Below are 19,540 nucleotides of genomic sequence, written 5' to 3'. Positions count from 1 at the left end.
CCCTTTTATTATTATTCATAATATATAACTGGACTTCCAGTTTCTTCTGATTCAACTAAAGCATCTTTTATTTTTCTCATCATGCTGTCTTTTACAGCAAAGACAGACATTTTATTTGATCTATTATTAGAAAAATCAAAGCCGCTTATTGCCATAGATACATTAATATCTACGCTTTCATTGTTATATTCAAAATTATAGTTTTTTAATGCTTTAAAATATCTCTTAGTAGCTTTCCAAGCCTCTTCTTCATTTGCAAAAATCACAGAATATATAATGTTTTCATAAAGTAAACATTGATTTTCTCCTATTCTAGCATTTTTCTTTATTGCTTTTATAAGTTCTTCTTGTAATTTTTTGTAAGCATTATTACCATATTCATTTATAATAGATTCTTTATTAGATATTTTAAAAGCTATTATACCTATAGCATGTTTATATCTTTGTGAGAATGCTATTATATTTTTTATAGTGCTTGAAAATATTTCATACTCTGATTTATCTATTCTTATAACTTCATAATCATCTGTTTTATTTGCTTCCTCATTATCATCATATTCGTCTATTACTTCAGCTTCTACGTTATAACCTAAATTGAATAATATAGTTTTGTACATAAAAATTGTAAGCTTTTTTACATTGTATGATAATTGTATTGATATTAAAAATAATCCAACAGCTAATATTGTGCTATAAAATGTATTATAATCTTTTCTGTATAATAATTTTTGTATTTCTGGAACATAACTAAGAGATAATATTATGATCACAGAAGTAACTACAAAGAAAAGTAAATTTTCTATAGTTTTAGATAGGGGAGTATAGTTCCTAGTAGGCTGCATTATTACTATAATGAAAGCATACAATATAGATATACCAATCCATATCCATACCCAAACATCAAGAGTATATAATAAATAAACAAAGAAATTCTGCGGATTTGATGATATTAATAGTATATAAATAGGAATGATAACTGCACTGTATATTAAAGTGCATATCATAGCGGCAAAAAATCCGTATATATATGATTTAGATAAGTTTATTTGTTTATCTTCCATAATAGTTACCTAATTTGTACTAATTAATATTTAATATAATTAACGTCACCTGTTTGTCCAAATAGCTTTATCATCTTTTCTAGTTTATCTTTGTTTGAATATAATAAATATTCAAGACCCTTTCTGCCTTTTCCTATAATAGAGATAAAACTTTCTTCTGTAACACAAACAGCATTTGCTCCCAATACTAAATATTTAAATACATCAACTCCATATTTAGGAGATTCTGCAAGTATATTAAAGTAGTGATTTGAATTAAAATCTACTTTATTTACAGTATCGGCAACTTTTTCCATACCTTTTAATGCATACTTATTATTATTTGAAAAATAAACATTATTTATATGAGATAATTTTATATTGTCTAAATCTTTATTACTTGATATGCCTTTTATAATTAAAGGTATATCTAATTGTTTGGCTATTTTAGCTAAATCCTTTTCAGATTTGAAATGTATTTTATTTAATTCATTTATATTATAGCAGTAAGAAAAATCTATACCAACAGCACAGGCACCATTTTTTTCTGCTGTTTGTAATTTTTGTGTTACTATTTCTTGGGTATTATTACCATCTATCATAATAATACCTCTTTTTCTTCCTTTTATAGTTTTTAATGATAATTCAAATATTTCCTCATCATTAAAATCATTAAATATTGCAAGAACTTCACAATTAGAAGCTACATCTATGATTGTTTCATAATATTCTTTTATATCCATAATTCCGTCTATTGCTTCTCTTAAATTATGAATTGTATCTATTATAGTAGGCTGAGATAGATGCATATTAAATAGATTAGTTCCTATATTTGCTTCTGGTTCTTTGTGAATTATACTAGGGCTGAAATTATATTCAGAAAGTCCTGTTTTATCTTCATTATCTTCAATAAACAAATATGAAGTATTTGAATTAGATGATAATTTTTCTTTCGCGATTTTTTTTATTTCATCTATGGTTATACTTTTTTCATCTGTTAATTTGAAATGTACATAGCTCATAGCTTTATTTGCTATAGCTATAGCTTCATCTCTTGTATCTCCTACAGCTATTATATTACCAGCTTTTTCCAAGTTGTTTGTAGGTGTAACTAATATATCTCCAGGTTTGGTTTTGATAAATATTTCTTTAACACCTTCTACTTTTTTTGCATTTTCAACACCATCAATAGATTCTATTATACCTGTACCAGGAATAAATGCTTTTTCAACTGATACTTTATCCCATTTCGGCTGTAAATCACTAGGAGGATTTCCCAAAGCTATTTCTATTGCATTTTTTATTAAATTTACGCCTGTAGCAAGAGGGTAGGTATAAGCACTCATGAATCCGCCTGAAAGTCTAGCAGCAATTTCCCCAACCATAGCACCATTTTTTGTTACTTTTATATCGCCTTTAGCAGCACCAATTTTCAAATTTAATGCTTTTATGCCTGCTTTCATTACATTAATAGCATCATCTAGTTTTTCTTTCTCTAAAGCAGACGGCATAATATGACCTGTTTCTATAAAAAATGGAGGAGATTCTATTATTCTGTCAGCAACTCCAGTTACATAAATTTCATTATTATATATAAGCATATCAATAGAAAGTTCCGGACCATCCATAAATTCTTCTACTATAACTTCACCGGAAGGAGATGCACTTTTTGCTCTATTAAATGCTGCTAAGATATCATTTTCTTTTGATACCTTCATTACACCCCTAGCACCCATATTATCTGCTGGTTTCACTACAACAGGCTTATTTAAATTCTTAAATGCCTCCATTGCTTCTTCGTAATTCCATACAGGGAAAAAATTTGGCTGAGGAACATTGTTTTTTTTGAATCTTTCACGCATTCTTATTTTGTTAGAAGCAGCATAAGCATCTTCAAATCTATTACCTGGTAATCCTAAAGCATTTGCTACTGCTGCAACCGTTGTAGAAGCATCAGTACCTACAGTAATAACTCCATGTATTTCCATTTTTTGGCTTAAATCTCTAGCAGCCCTTACACTTCCATCAACGTCTCTAGTGGACACTATCATAGGATAATCTGCTATCTGCATACCTGGAGCATCTTTGTTATAATCAAAAACTATTGTATAAAGTCCCATTTCTTTAGCTATTTGTATAGCAGGTACCTGTAATAGACCAGCACCTATTATTATTATGCGTTTACCTTTCATATTAATATTGCCTTTTTTTAAAATATTCCCTTATAGTGTTGTTAATATCGAAATTTTAATACTAAACTAAAGAATTTTATTTATATATGTAATTATTATAAAACTATTTATAGTTATGCATATAAAAATTTAATTGACAATTATCACATTATAAATAGAATATAATAAAAAAATACGGAGATTTGTAATAATGGATACTAATATAAAAACAGAAGCTAGTTTTGATGATTTTTTAGCATTGGATATTAGAACAGGTACTATAATAGAAGCTGAAGATTTTCCTAAAGCTAAAAGACCAGCATACAAATTAAAAATAGATTTTGGGCCTTTAGGAACAAAAGTTTCATCAGCACAGATAACAAAATTATATAAAAAAGAAGATTTAATAGGAAAACGTATTATTGCTGTGGTAAATTTTCCTAAAAAACAAATAGCTAATTTCTTTTCAGAATGCCTTGTATTGGGTGCTGTTAAGGATAATGGAGAGGTGGTTTTATTAACAACAAATGAAGAATGCGAAAATGGTGTTGCAATAGGGTAGTGTGTATAAATTTTTTTAAATAGTTAAATTTATAGATGTATATATTTTTATTATACATCTATAAAAGAATAACTGTTGCCTTTTTCAATAATAGCAAGTAAATTTTCATCATTATCAATTAATGCTAAATATTTATTTTTTATTTCTATATTATCTATCATTTTTGTATTACCGCATAGTATTTGTTTTATCATTTCTTTGTCTTCTATGACTTTCTTATCAAAATTTTTAAACATATCAAAGAATGATAATATGCTATTTGAGTTTAAATCTTCTATATTAGAAGCCATATTTATATTATAATTTCCAATGGATATTCTGCTTAATTCTTTAGTATATGCTAGATTCTCTGTAATTTCTCCAATATCTCTAATTATAGATCTTATATAAGTGCCTTTGCTTACAGAAGTTTTTATTTTGAAATATGGGTAATTATATTCTAATAATTCTATATTGTTTATGCATACATTTACACTTTTTAATTCAAAACTTTTATTTTCTCTGGCTAAATCATAAGCTCTTTTGCCGTTAATTTTTTTAGCACTATATATAGGAGGTTTTTGTACTATATTTCCCTTAAAATTTGTTTCTATTATATTTTTTAATTCATCAAATGTTAATTTATTAGTTTTATCTGACTTTTTTATCACATTTCCTTCTATATCGTCGGTATCTCTGCTCTCTCCAAAAACACCAACAGCAATATATTCTTTTGGTAAATCATCAAATAGAAAGAATAATTTTGTATATCTTCCAAAAGCAAGTATTAAAACTCCATTGGCAAATGGATCCAATGTTCCAACATGTCCTATTCTTTTTTCTATAATATTTTCTTTTTCTCTTAATACTTGTTTTGTTTTTTTTATAGCATCAAAAGAAGTTATTCCTATAGGTTTATTTAAAATACAAAAACCTTTCATTTTTATCCCCTTATTATTTGTAAAGAGTTAAAATATATATTTAATATGTTTTCTGATATATTTGAAAGATTATTATATTTCTTTGAAAATAAATCATTTCCTATAGATTTTACTAAATCATCTATTGTTTCTATATTATGCTTCAAAGTTCCTAATTGCTGTTGAGAAAGATGGAGTAGATGTATATTACTTTTATCAAACTCTGCTATTGTTGTTTTTGTAGCTTCATCTAATAAATAATAAACTGCTACCAATTTTTCTTCTTCTTCAGGTGTAAGAGCTGTATTAGCACCTGCATATATTTTTGAAAGTTCTCCAACTCTGTACGCTATTTTGTATATTGAGTTTAAATTATCAAAAAACCAATTGACATTATTTCTTTTTCTTAAATCGGATAATACATATTTTATATCATGCAGTATTGAATATCCTGCACTTTCATCTTCTCCGCTTGATATGTAATAATGTGAACGTATTAATATATCCTGCAAACTGTCAAAATCAGTTTTCCATTGAGGGTCTTCTGTGTTAATACTATAATATTTTTTCTTAAAATCATTCCATACAACAATAAATTTTTCTATGGCTTCTTTTCTGTTTGGATTATTATTATCTCTTATTATTAATAGGGTATCCATATATGATTTATCTAATGAAGCCATATCTTCCAGAAAATTATCAGGTTTTTTCTGACATGATGCTAATATAATTAATGTTATAAACAAAGTAAATATTTTAATATTCAATGTAAAATCTCCAAATCATTATTTTACAATTATATGTATAATAAAGTTAAAATAGTTAATATTATTAGGGGATAATTTATTATAAATTATGGAAAAAAACAAGCTATATATTTTTATTATTTTTTTATTATTAGTTATTATTTCATGTTCAAATAATAACATACAAAAAGGTAAATTGTATTCTAAAGTATACACTGATGTTAGCTTTGAAGCAAGTAAAATGAAGGCAATAGATGATATTTACTATAATATAGCAAAAGAAACTGCCGGATTAATTAATAGAAATGATTTTAATATAGTTGCTGTTTCCTTAAAAGATAATAACTTAATAGATTTTGATAATAAAGATATAGTAACATTAAAAGAATATAAAAAAGATGATAATTTTTATACAGAAATAAAAGTTAAAGATGATACAATATATGATAGAACAATAGAGGTGTTAAATACAATAAAGAAAGAGGGTAGTGTAGGGGAGAAATTTTTTAGAGCTAATGCCTCAATAGAAATATCAGAAAATGCCAAATTAAATGCCTATACAAGACAGATGCTTACAAGAAATGCATTAAAAAGAGCTTATGAATCATTATTTAGAGTATTAAGAAACAATAATATAGAAGTTAATGAAGCTGTTCGTTTAACTAATGAAGCTTATATATTAGAAGAAAGTTATAGTTCAAATGAATATAATGTTGTTGTAGAAACTGTTTTGGAATAATATTTTTCAATAGTTGTAAATATATATAAATGTATTTATTTTTATTATATTTTTTTATAGTAAAATATTATTTTGTTTGTTAATTATTTGAACTTATATATGTTTAATAAAGTTCTTTCATTAAACCATATTGAATAATTATATTTTTTCTGTTACCGTGTTTTTATATATGTATTATCGATTTTTTGTATAGCAAAGAATTTGATAAAATATATTTGTAGTTTTGTATATTAAAATATGTTCAATATAGATAATTTAATATACTGAATAATAAACTTAAAAATATTATATATGAATATTTTTAAGCTTAAAATTAAGTATATTATTTATTATTGGAAACGTCTTGGTCTTTCTATTGTTATTAAATAGTTCCAAACATAGTAGAATATTGTTTCTTCAGTTGTGAAGTTCTCTACAGCCTCATCTTTTTTTAATTTAACCATAGAATTAGAAAAAGCTTCATCTTTCTGTAATTCTTCAATTTTTAATGATAATGTATCTGTATGAGCTTTTACCTTAGTCATAAGTTCTACAGGGAGATTTCTCTCATAATCTTTACTTGTTAAAGTTTCAAGAGCATACTCAATTTTATCAGGTGTTATTCTAGCTGATATTTCTTGTTCTCTTTGTGCTTCAGTTTTAAGTATTTCATCAGTCCAAGTATTGAACTCATTAATCCATTCTTTATACATATTACCGTACTTATCAGAATTTAATGTATAATCATTCTTAACATCATTTGGCAATATATTTAGAAAGTTTTTATATCTTTGCTCCATAGCGTATATAGAACCGCCGTCATTTTTGCATGATATAATTATTATAGTTAAACTTAATATTAAAAGTATTATTTTTTTCATTAGATATTTCCGTACAAATTGAATTTTTATTTAATAGTGAGCTATTATACTATATAATACAAAAAACTTCAATTTATTGTTAATAAAAATTGTTCGCATAATGAGTCTTTCAAGTAAACTTGCCAGATGCTCACAATATTTAGCTTTATAATATTCTACAACCATATTTTATATATTTAGTAATATCTATATTAGCTAAACTTACCATTATACTAGGATATTCACATTATATAAAAAATAACATGTATAAGTTAACATAATATACATTATCGGAATATGAATTTATTGTTTTTCTGGGTCTTTGCTATATTGCCTATTTGTGAATAACTATTAAATATATGATTTTTAGCTATTTTAAGTATTCTGTTTATAATATAGCATATTTGTAAATTTTTTATAGTATATTTTTAAGCTTTAGAATTTGTATTAATGAATCTAAGTTCTTAGATAAAAAATCTTCCATTCCGCAGAAATTATCGTTATCTACATATATATTACTGTACATTCTCTTGCAGCCGCCATGACATATATTATAAAATTGGCATTGTTGACATTTATCTTTTGTTTCTTTTAAATCGTTTGTGAAATTTATCTTATTTTGATTTTTGATTATATCAATTATACTGTCATTATTAATATTTCCGCATAGGTATTTATCTATACAGTAAAAATCGCAAGGATATATATTGCCGTTGCTTTCTATAACTATATGATTATGGCATATTCCATTTATTCCGCATGTCGTTGGAATGTATCCTGCAAGTAACTCTGATATATTATCAAAAAAAGATATACTAATATAATCTCCTTTAATGATATCATCTTTCCATCTAGGAAATATATTATTATAAAAATATGAAAATCCTTTAGGACTTATACTAAACTCTTTATTTTCATTATTTTCTAATCCAGATAAACATGGTATAAATTGTATATATTTTATATTGTTTATTTTTAACTCATTATATATTTCATTTGGATAATTTGATAATTCATTTGTTAATACAGTAAGTATATTATATTGAACATTATATTTATCAAATAAGTTTTTTGTATCAAGTACTATATTATAAGTTCCATTATCGTTTTGTACTCTGTACTTATTGTGTATAGACTCTAATATGTCAAATGAAAGCCCTACTAAAAAATTGTTATTAAGGAATAATTGTACCCATTCTTCATTTATAAAAAATCCATTAGTCTGTATTGAATAAGATATATTTATATACTGATTTTTATTTTTATTTACGTATTCTATAAATGAATAAAAATGCTCTATCCCTATTAAGGTTGGTTCTCCGCCTTGAAATGCAAAATGTATGCTTCCTTGTTTTATTATACTGAAGGCATTGTCTATTATATTTTTCATAGTGCTTTCAGACATAAAACCGTAATTTTTTATTTCTCTTATATTTGCTATGTCTTCATAAAAGCAATATTTACAATGCATATTACATAATGAAGATGCCGGCTTTATTAATATAAATAATTGATTCATATATTTTTTTACTGTATATTTTATTTAGTTTATTTTATCATATTTGGCATACATTTCAAATAATATTTTAATTTAATATTTCTATGTTTATTTATAGTATGATATTAATATATTGTTTGTATAAATATATTTGTAATAATTGAGATGTTATAGTTGTTTATCTGTTGTTTGTATTATTATGTGAAAATAAATATATGTTAATTTATATAGTGTTTAATGATGTATAAATATTATGATGATATTTATTTTTGCTGTTAAAATTCTATGTTTGTATAATTATTTATTTTTAAATTGCCTTTTAATTATAGTAAAAAAATTTGTATTTGTATATATTTAGCTATGAAAATAGTGAAATAATTTATAAAAAAGCTTTATTTTTGACTGAATTTTACTATGCATAGAAATTAAAACATGCAAATACTATTGACATATACATTAACATAATATAGAATTATGTTAATATACTATATTTGCGGAGTTTTTTCTATGAACCCTGTTCTTCAATTAATACTAACTTTTGTTGTACCTCTATTATTTATCGGTATTTATAGTGTAATCAATAGGAAAAAAAACTATAATGATAATAATTTTAATCAAATGTTTGCTGAAGAAAAAGCAGCTTTGGAAGGTATTGTAGAGGAAAAGATATCTGAAGTTAGAGACAATGCCATAGATTTGGAAATAGCAGTTAAAAAGGCTGGATTTATAAGTAAGTCTATGGAAGAGGATCTAGCTAAACTTAATAAAAGGATAGAGTCATATAAAGACTATAAGGCCGCTGTATCACAGTACCAAGAACAGGTTGATTCCTTAGAAGAAGCTTATTTGGAAATATTGAATAAGGTTGATACTGTATTAAAAGAGCGTAACACTATAGAAAAGACCTATAAAAGAATATCTGATGTTAAAGCCAAAATGACAGAATTAGAAAAGAATGTTGGTTCTATACAGGATAAATTAATAGAGTCTTATAATTCTAAGTTAAATGAGTTTGAAAGTGAGCTTTATAAGAGATTTGATGCTCTTACCACTAACCTACTCGCCCGTGATGCTCATTATAGCACTATGGCAGAACAAGAAAAAGAGAAAATATCTGCTCTTACTGAAGAATTTAAGCTTCATGTTGCTAAAAAAGAAGAATTATTTACAAATCAGCTTACTCAGCTTGCTGAAAGAACAGCCCGTCACAATATAGAACAATTGGCAGAATTATTTGAGAAAGGAAGAGATGAGCTTATTAGTAAATATTCGTCATTCGCCGATGAAATTGATGTTAAATCTAAAGATATAGAAAACCGCTATGAAACTTTAAGTCAGTCTAAAGAAGGCTTAGAAACTGAGTTGAACAGTTTAAGAGATACTATACATGATAGATTAAACTCTATAACAGAATCTAGCGTATTAGAGTTTAAAGACGAAATGGAAAAAACTAAAGAGATGCTCTACTCTACCCTAAAAGAAGGACTTGAGAAAATAAGCCAGGATAGAGAGGAATTCTTAGATTCTATAGAACAAAAAGCCCATTCTTTAGAGAAGTCTATAGATGATATAAAAGATAAAGCTGATTATATAACTAAAGATTATGCTGATAAAGCTCATCAGTTAGAAACAGAGTTCTCTTCATTAAAAGAAGATATTAATAATAGATTTATAGTTGAAGTAGAGAATTTTTCTAATCATATCAAGAATGTACTTGAAAATGAAGATGACGGCGTAATAACTCTTTATAGAAATAAAACTAAAGAACTTAATGATTTAATCATATCTATAGATGGTATGAGCGAAGAAACCATGCTTAAAGCTGAAAGCAGATTTGAAGATATAGTTAATGATATAGATAAATTGAAAAATGATATATTAACTAGAGCTCAAGATGATATGGAATACTCTATAGATAATGCTAGAAGTTCTTTAATAGCTGAAATCAATGAGCTTAGAAACGATGTTGAAACTGAAACTAATCTTTTGAAAGACAAAATAGATGAAACTCATTATCAAACTTCTGAGATAATATCTATACTTAATAATAAACAGGAAGAAATACTTGATTCTTTGAGCTTGCAGAAAGAATATTTGTATAAAGATTTAGAAGCTCAGGCTAATGAAAGAATAAATGAAATAGAAACATTACTTGCTAGTGTTAAAGATGAATTAGAAGAAAATATTAATACATATATCAAAAATACTTCATCTGATTTAAGTGCTATAGATGAAAAATTATCTGGATTAAAAGAACAGTACGACAAAGCTACAACAGATATAGATACTTTAAGCAAAGAAACTGAAGCTAACATAAGAGAAAATATAGAAAAACGTATAGAATTATTAGAAAAATCTTCTGTTGAAGTTAATGGCTTAATAAGCAGAGCTAATGAAAAATTAGATACTGGTATAAAAGATGCTGAAGATAAAATGGAAGGCATTAAAAAAGAAATATCTGATTACAGTGATGCTTATATAGAAAGTTTGAAAGCTCATTTGAAAAACGTTTTAGATGATTATGAACAAACTAAAATGAAAGCTATTACAGACAGTATTGATTCTGTTATGAACCAAGTTGATGAAAGTGAAAAAAGACATGATGCTTTAATCAGTGATATAGAAAATTCTTTAGGCGAGTTTAAAAATAAAATAGATGAAGCAATAGACGAAAATGTAAGATTCAATGAAGAAAACAAAAAAGAAGTTGTTGATATGCTTCATGATGAGCTTCGTCAGGCTACAGACTCATTTGATATACTTCTAAACGAAAAAAGAGACAGCATGAATAAAATAAAAGATGAAATAGAAGATATCATGCATAGAGTTGAAAACGGCAGAGATGCATTTGAGCGTACTATAAATAAAGTTTATGAAAATGCAGAAGATAAAGAAAAAGAATTAATGTCTGATATAGAGGATAAATATAATTCTTTGGACAAAAAAATAGACGGCGTATTAGATGAAAGAAGATCTGATTTGAATGCTATAAGTGCTGAATATCATGCAATGCTTGAAAAGTATTCTAATAACTTAAAAGAAGATTATGAAGAATTAAAACATCATGCTTCTTTAATGACAGATGAATATAAAATGCGTATAGAAAATTTGGGCGAAAGAATCAACGAAATAATTGATAATGCTAATAATATGCAGTCTATTGTTGATTCTAAAGCAAATGAAATTGATTCTTATATAGCAGATAAAAAAGATGAAATTGCTAAGAAAACAGAAGGTATATTCTCTAATGTAGAAGAAAGTGCTTTAGGAAAATTAGAAGAGTTAAAAGCATTAATTGATGGTGCTATAGAGAAATATAAAGGCGAAATAGAAGAAATAGAAACTTATAGATTAGAAGAACATGATAATATAATAAAAGATGTTGAAAATATAGGTGCTGGAATAAGAAAAGATTATGAACAGTACACTAATATGCTTGAAGAACTTTATCAAAATGAAAAGAATTCTTTAAGCGAGCATGTTAATGCATTAAAAGATGAAATAGAAAAAGCTAGAGAAGAATCAGAAGCTAAACACCTTACTAATGAGGCAAACTATATAGATGATTATTTGAATAAAACATCTTCAAAAATAGATGAAGAAGTTAATCGTTTGAATGAAAATTTAAATGATTCATTTAATACTTTATATAACGGATTCTCTAAAATATTAGCTAAAATAAGAAAAGCTAATACTAAAAAGGCTTTGCGTTCTATTGCTAAAATCAAAAAATATGCTGAAAAAGTTATATCTAATACAGCAGCAGAAGTTAGAGATACTCTTGGCTTAACATTAGAGGATTTGAGAAATGAATTTGTTTCTTTAAAAGATAATGTTGATGAAAGATTACAAGATCAGGCAGATAAATTAATATCTAATAATGAAAACATTCTTGCTATATTAGATGATCATGATAATAGATTAGATAAAGTTAATGAACTTTCTAATATGATAGAAGAAGTGAAATCAGCTTTATCTGAAAAAATAGATGAATTAAGTTCTAATATATCAGATAGTAATGAAGACTTTAATAGCAGAATAGAACAGATAAAATCTTCTATAATAGACAGAGAAGAATTAATTAATCTTCAAAATAGTGAAAAAGAATTACTTAAAAATCAAATAGATGATATAAAAGAAGAATTTGAATTATTCAAAGATCAAATTGCAAGAACTAATGAATTAGAAATACCAGCATTATTTGATGAAGAAAAAGCAAGAGTAGAAAATATGTTTGATGAGTTCAGTAAGAATTTACTTATGAGACTTACAGACAATGAAAGCGATATACATTATATCAAAGATGTTTTATCAGAAGAAAGAAGTCATTTGATATATCAAATAGAGCTTTTAAGAAAAGACGTTGATGATATGAAAGATGATAATACAGTTGAAGTTTTATCAGAAGAAAAAGCTGTATTAGAAAATTCATTAACTGCTTTGAGAGATGATTTTGACAAAATAATGAATTTAGAAAAAGATTTTGTTGAACTCAGAAACAGAATGGAAGGAATCGACAGCGGATTAAAAGATGATGTTAGTGATTTAACTAAAAAATTAAAAGATTTTAAAGATAATTTAGAAGATAGAATAGAAAAAGATTCAGATGGTCTATATAGAGATATGGAAAATCTTAATAGAAATTTTGAATCTGTAAAAAATAATATATCTAGTCTAGTAGATAAAAACTATTTTGAATCATTAATAAATGGTGAAAAAGAAAGATTAAATTCTATATTTGAAAATTTAGCTTCAAACAATGAAGACTTCAAAGACAGACTTGAAAAACGTATCTCTTATTTTGAAGATATGTGGTCTGATAATACTAAAATCAAAAGCATGTATGCTGCTGATATAAGAGAAGAAGTTGAAAATATAAGAAAAGAAGCTGATATCAAATATGATAATCATTTGAATGAATTAAAAGAAAAAATGAAGTTAATAGAGCAAGATATATACGATTGGAAGAATGGTAATTTAAATGTTTTACTTGCTCAATTAGAAGAAGCTAGAAAAGGAATAGAAAGCTTTATCGATACTTCAGAAGGTAAGAAAAATCAGCTTCTTATTGATATGCTTAACCGTATAGAAACTAAAGAAAATGAAGTTTATTCACGCATAGATGAAAGAATTGCAGATGCTGAAAATAAACTTTCTACTATAAATGAAAAATTAAATAATGCTATAGGAAACAGCTTAGAAGAAATCCATAACAGAATCAATGAATCTGTAGCTAAATATGATGAAGAAATAAAGAGAATAGAGCATCATAGAGCTAATGAAACAGAAGATTTAATAGCAGATATTGAAGAATTAGGTAATAGCATACGTGAAGACTATGAAGAATATTCTATAATGATAGACAAAATCTATGAAGATGCTGTTACAGAATTAGAAACTCATCTTGAAACTATAAAGAAAGAGATAGAAAGAACAAGAGAAGAATCAGAAGCAAAACATTTATCTAATGAGAAAAATTATATAGATGACTATTTGTTGGATTATTCAGCAAAATTGGAGTCTCAGGTTAATGATAAATTAAACATATTAACTGACAGTAAAGTCGAGTTGGATAATATGATAAAAGACTCATTCGATACTCTTAATGCTAATTTACAAGATGTAATGAATAAGTTTAATGAAGAAGCTAATACTCAGATACATTCTGTTGTTGAAAGATTGGAAAATGAGGCAGCTGTTAGATTATTCAATGAACAGAAATATATGTCTGATTTAGAGGAGCAGTTAAGAGCTATTAGCGTAAAAGTAGATAATGAGCTTTATAAAATTTCTTCAAAATTAGATGCTGAAATATCAGATGTTAAATCTAAATATAAAGATTTAAGTAATGATTTCGATGAAGCAATAGATATGATAAAAGGTTCTCTTCTTGATAGAGATGAATTGATGGAATTGCAAAATTCTGAAAAAGAAATGTTAGCTGAAGAAATGGAAACTTTGAAAACAGATTTCAATTCTTTCAAAGAAGAATTAATCAATGCTAACAGAGAAGATATTCCTACTCTATTTGAAGAAGAAAAACAGAGAATAGAAAGTGCATTTGAAGAATTTAGTGCTAATTTATTAGATAGAATCAGTATTTCTGAAACTGATATTAATAAAGTAAAAGAAGTTGTAGCAGAAAATAAATCTTCACTTTTAGAAAAAATTGATGATATCAAAAAAGATGTAGAATCAATAAAAGAAGATAATACTATAGCTCAATTAGCTTTAGATAAACAAACTTTAGAAGATTCATTTAATACTATCAAAGCTGATTTTGAAAAATTAGGCGATTTAGAAAGCGGTTTATATGAATTAAATGAAAGATTTGAGGACTTTGAAGGAAAAGTTGTTGCTGACAATGATAATAGATATGACAACTTATATGATAATTTAGAAATAATAAAAAATCATATAAAAGATTCTTTAACTAAATCTTCAGAATTAGAAGATAAATTTTCATCAATAAAAGAAAATTTATTTACTGTATTAGGTAAAAATGAGAATATAGAAAATCTATTTGCTGAAGAAGCTAAAAAATTAGATGAATTATTTAATAGCTTCAAAACAGATAACTTTGAGTTTAGAAATAGACTTGAAAAACGTATAGATTACTTTGAAGATACTTGGTCAGACAGCAGCAGATTAAGAAGCTTATATGCAGCTGATTTAAGAGAAGAATTAGAAAGCATAAAAGCTGAAACTGATATAAAATTAGAGAATTATATTGATGAATTAAAATCAAAAATAGATTCTATTAATAATGACGCTTCTTCTTGGAGAGATGAATATATTAATGAGTTTAAAGAAAAAATAGATTCTCTTGATAAAGATATAGCTAGCTGGAAAGACGGACGTATTAATGAATTGCTTCAGCAGTTAGAAGATGCTAAAAACAGTATCAACGATTATTTAGAATCATCTGAAGGTAAAAAAGAAGAATTGCTTTCAGATATACTTTCTAAAATAGAAGAAAAAGAAAATGATATCTATACTAAAATAGATTCAAAAATCGAAGAAATAGAAAATAGATTATCTAATGTAGATAGTAAAGTATCAGATGATATGGCTAGAGGATTGGAAGAAGTACAATCTATAGTTAATAAAGCTATAAATAAATATGATGAAGAGATAAAAAATATTGAACATCATAGAGCTGAAGAAAATAGCAAATTATTAGAAGAAATACAATCTGGTTATAATTATTATTCTAAATTGATAAATAATACATACAAAGATTCATTATCTTCTTTATCTGACTACACTAATAGAATAAAAGCTGAAATAGAAAAAGCTAGAAAAGAAACAGAAGACAAACATTTAAATAATGAGAAAAATTATATTGATAATTATTTAAAAGAATATGAATCAAGATTAGATGAAAGAGTTAATGAAAAAATCAATATATTAAATGAAAGTAAAGATCAGTTAGATGACATGATAAGAGAATCATTTAATACTTTGAATGATAACTTAAACGAAGCTATAATGAGATTCAATGAAGATGCTGATATCAGAATAAACGATACTATTGAAAGATTGGAAAGAGATGCATCTGAAAGATTATCTAATTATCAAAATTACATAGGTGAATTGGAAGACAGCTTAAGAGATATCAATGCTAAAATAGATAATGAAATTTATAATGTTTCTTCAAGATTAGATAGTGAAATATCTGATATGAAAAACAAATATAAAGAGTTAAGTATAGATTTTGAAGAATCTTTAGATATGGTAAAAAGCTCTATACTTGATAGAGATGAATTATTAGAACTTCAAACTTCAGAAAAAGATTTATTAATCAATAGATTAGATGAACTTAAAAATGAATTTGACAGCTTCAAAAACGATGCCTTCAATGCAAGCGGAGAAGATATGTCTGCTCTATTTGAAGAAGAAAAGCAGAGAATAGAAGCTGCTTTTGAAGACTTTACTAATCATTTATTAGATAGAGTAAATAATTCAGAAAGCGATATCAATTATATAAAAGATATCTTATCAGAGGATAAATTAACATTATTAGAAAAAATTGATAATTTAAGAGCTGAAGTTAATTCTATAAGACAAGATGATATAGTTGCTCAATTAGCTTTAGAAAAACAAACTTTGGAAGAATCATTTAATTCAATCAAAAATGATTTTGCTAAATTAGGAGATTTAGAGAGTCGTTTATATGAATTAAAAGATAATATGCAAAATGTTGATGTTAATTTGAAAGATAAAGTTGCTAATTTGTCAGAAAAATTTGAAGAATTTGAAAATAGCATCAATAATCATGAGGACAATATAAGTGCTATATTATCTAATATGAATAATCTAAATGAAGATATTGATTTAGTTAGAAATGCTATCAATGAATCTTTAGATAAATCTTCAGAATTAGAAGATAATTTATTAAAAGATAAAGAAGAATTAGAAAATAAAATATCTTCAATGAAAGATAATATCATCAATATATTAGGCGGAAATGGAACTCTTGAAGGTTTATTTGCTGAAGAAGTTAAAAAATTAGATGAATTATTCAATAACTTCAAAAATGACAGTATAGACTTCAGAGAAAGATTAGAAAAACGCATAACATATTTCGAAGATACTTGGTCTGATAATACTAAGATAAGAAGTTTGTATATTTCTGAAATGAGAAATGAGTTAGAAGAAGTTCAGAAAGAAACAGAACTTAAATTTGAAAATTATCTTAATGATTTAGGCAGCAAAATAGATTCTATAGATAAAGATATATCTAGCTGGAAAGACGGACGTATTAATGACTTGTTAGAGCAATTAGAAAATGCTAAAGAAAGCATTAATGAATACTTGGAATTCACTGATGATAAAAAAGAAGAATTGCTTTCAGATATACTTTCTAAAATAGAAGAAAAAGAAAATGATATCTATACTAGAATAGATTCAAAAATTGAAGATATAGAAAATAGATTGTCTTCTTTAAATGATAAAGTATCAGATGATATAGCTAGAAACTTGGAAGAAGTTCAAGGTATGGTAAGTGCTGCTGTATCTAAATATGATGAAGATATTAGAAATATAGAACATTACCGTGATGAAGAAAGTGCTAAATTATTAGAAGATATTAAAGCAGGATATGATTATTATTCTAAATTAATCAATACTACTTATAAAGATTCTTTATTCTCATTATCAGAGTATACAAATAGAGTAAAAGCTGAAATAGAGAATGCTAGAAAAGAAGCAGAAGATAAACATCTTAAAGGTGAGAAAAACTATATAGATGATTATTTGAAAGAATATGCTGATAATTTAGATAATCAAATATCAGAGAAAATTAATGTATTAAATGACAGTAAAAATCAATTAGATGATATGATCAAACAATCATTTGAGACATTAAATACTAATTTGAATGAAGCTATATCTAAGTTTAATGAAGAAGCAGACAGCAAAATTAATAATGTTGTGTCTAAATTGGAACAAGAAGTATCTGATAAATTATTCAATTATAATGAATATATGTCAGAGTTAGAAACACATTTAGCTTCTATCAATTCTAAAGTTGATAGTGAAATATACAATGTTGTTTCAAGATTAGATAAAGATGTATCAGAACTCAAAAATCAATATAAATCATTGAATATAGATTTTGAAGAATCTTTAGATATGGTAAAAAGCTCTATACTTGATAGAGATGAATTATTAGATTTACAAGCTTCAGAAAGAGAATCTTTAGTTGGTAAAATAGATGAACTTAAAGAAGAATTCAACAATTTTAAAACTGAAGTATTAAATGCTAATAGAGCAGATATACCTACTCTATTTGAACAAGAAAAACAAAGAATAGAAAATGCATTTGAAGAGTTTGCTAATAATGTATTGGAAAGAGTAAGCATATCTGAAAATGATATTAATTATATCAAAGATGCATTATCAGAAGATAAAGCTGCTTTATTAGAAAATATTGATAACTTGAAAGAAGAATTAAGCAGCTTAAGAGAAGATGATGCTATAACTCAATTAACATTAGAAAAACAAGCTTTAGAAGAATCACTTAATTCAATCAAAGAAGATTTTGCTAAATTGGAAGATTTAGAGAATCGTTTATATGAATTAAAAGATAATATGGAAGATGCTGATGTTAATCTTAAAGATAAAGTTTCTGGTTTAGCTGATAAATTTGAAGAATTAGAAACTTCTATGAAAGAAGATAGAGATAATATAAGAAATGATATCAGAGCTTCAATAGACAGATCTGTTGAATTAGAAAGCAATATACTAAAAGACAGAGAAGAACTAGATAGAAAAATATCTTCAATGAGAGATAATCTAGTTAATATCTTAGGCGATAATGAAAATATTGAAGGATTATTTGCTAGTGAAGTTAAAAAGTTAGATGAATTATTCAATAACTTTAAGAATGACAGCATAGAGTTCAGAGATAGACTTGAAAAACGTATAACATATTTTGAGGATACTTGGTCTGACAGCACTAAGATAAGAAGTTTGTATGCTTCAGAAATGAGAAATGAATTAGAAGAAGTACAAAGAGAAACAGAACTCAAATATGAAAATTATCTTAATGAGTTAAATAACAAAATAGATCTTATTGACAAAGATATTACTAGTTGGAAAGATACTCGTATCAATGAATTATTACAGCAATTAGAAAATGCTAAACAAGATATAGCTAATTACTTAGATACTACTGAAGGCAGAAAAGATGAACTTGTATCAGATGTATTGGCAAAAATAGAAGATAAAGAGGCATCTATTTACAGCAGAATAGATACAAAAATTGAAGATATAGAAAATAGATTATCAGTTTTAGATGATAAAGTATCAGACGATATAGCTAGAAACTTGGAAGAAGTTCAAGCTATGGTAAATGAAGCTGTAAATAAATATGATGAAGATATTAGAAATATAGAAACTTACCGTACAGAAGAAGGTAATAAGTTGTTAGAAGATATAAAAACAGGATATGAATATTATTCTAAATTAATCAATAACACTTATAAAGATTCATTATCTTCATTATCAGATTATACAAATAGAATCAAAACTGAAATAGAG

9 protein-coding genes (1 of these 9 only partly in view) are annotated in these 19,540 nt (G+C 25.6%); 3 read left to right on the top strand and 6 right to left on the bottom strand.

All coding sequences use genetic code 11. The features are described 5' to 3' along the window. Positions 1–11: 11 nt before the first annotated feature. Positions 12–1,061, bottom strand: a complete 1,050-nt coding sequence (locus Q0K52_RS00375) for a hypothetical protein (RefSeq protein ID WP_297295314.1) — start codon at positions 1,059–1,061, stop codon at positions 12–14. A 23-nt stretch (positions 1,062–1,084) separates the two neighbouring features. Further along, a complete protein-coding gene (locus Q0K52_RS00370; RefSeq protein WP_297295312.1) occupies positions 1,085–3,232 on the bottom strand; it encodes an ATP-grasp domain-containing protein in 2,148 nt (715 codons plus the stop codon). A gap of 190 nt (positions 3,233–3,422) precedes the next feature. On the opposite strand from Q0K52_RS00370, the gene Q0K52_RS00365 reads away from it, so the two are divergent. Then, the gene (locus Q0K52_RS00365; RefSeq protein ID WP_297295310.1) at positions 3,423–3,773 is read left to right on the top strand and encodes a tRNA-binding protein; all 351 of its coding nucleotides are present in this window, start codon (positions 3,423–3,425) and stop codon (positions 3,771–3,773) included. A gap of 50 nt (positions 3,774–3,823) precedes the next feature. On the opposite strand, the gene truB is transcribed toward Q0K52_RS00365, so the two are convergent. Further along, positions 3,824–4,693 carry a tRNA pseudouridine(55) synthase TruB gene (gene truB, locus Q0K52_RS00360; protein WP_297295308.1) on the bottom strand — a complete coding sequence of 290 codons (870 nt, stop codon included), beginning with the start codon at positions 4,691–4,693 and terminating at the stop codon, positions 3,824–3,826. Between the two features lie 2 nt (positions 4,694–4,695). Next, entirely contained in the window at positions 4,696–5,439 is a 744-nt protein-coding gene (locus Q0K52_RS00355) for a hypothetical protein (protein ID WP_297295306.1), read from the bottom strand. Positions 5,440–5,527: 88 nt separating this feature from the next. Here Q0K52_RS00355 and Q0K52_RS00350 point away from each other — a divergent pair, with 88 nt between their 5' ends. Then, positions 5,528–6,157 carry a hypothetical protein gene (locus Q0K52_RS00350; protein ID WP_297295304.1) on the top strand — a complete coding sequence of 210 codons (630 nt, stop codon included), beginning with the start codon at positions 5,528–5,530 and terminating at the stop codon, positions 6,155–6,157. A 329-nt stretch (positions 6,158–6,486) separates the two neighbouring features. Here the strand turns inward: Q0K52_RS00350 and Q0K52_RS00345 are convergent, their stop codons facing one another. Beyond that, positions 6,487–7,017: a hypothetical protein gene (locus Q0K52_RS00345; RefSeq protein WP_297295302.1), complete on the bottom strand. Its 531-nt coding sequence runs from the start codon at positions 7,015–7,017 to the stop codon at positions 6,487–6,489. Positions 7,018–7,411: 394 nt separating this feature from the next. Beyond that, entirely contained in the window at positions 7,412–8,515 is a 1,104-nt protein-coding gene (locus Q0K52_RS00340) for an SPASM domain-containing protein (protein ID WP_297295300.1), read from the bottom strand. A 486-nt stretch (positions 8,516–9,001) separates the two neighbouring features. Between Q0K52_RS00340 and Q0K52_RS00335 the strand changes: the two genes are divergently transcribed. After that, positions 9,002–19,540, top strand: partial view of a hypothetical protein gene (locus Q0K52_RS00335; protein ID WP_297295297.1) — the 5' portion only. The gene runs 16,803 nt beyond the window's last position; only the first 10,539 of its 27,342 coding nucleotides appear in the window; it begins with the start codon at positions 9,002–9,004; the stop codon falls past the right edge of the window.

The organism is uncultured Brachyspira sp., from assembly GCF_944390845.1.
In the GTDB taxonomy this organism is placed as follows: domain Bacteria; phylum Spirochaetota; class Brachyspiria; order Brachyspirales; family Brachyspiraceae; genus Brachyspira; species Brachyspira pulli.
Note: the sequence above shows the minus strand (reverse complement) of the source record. Positions and strands in the feature narration are given on the sequence as shown.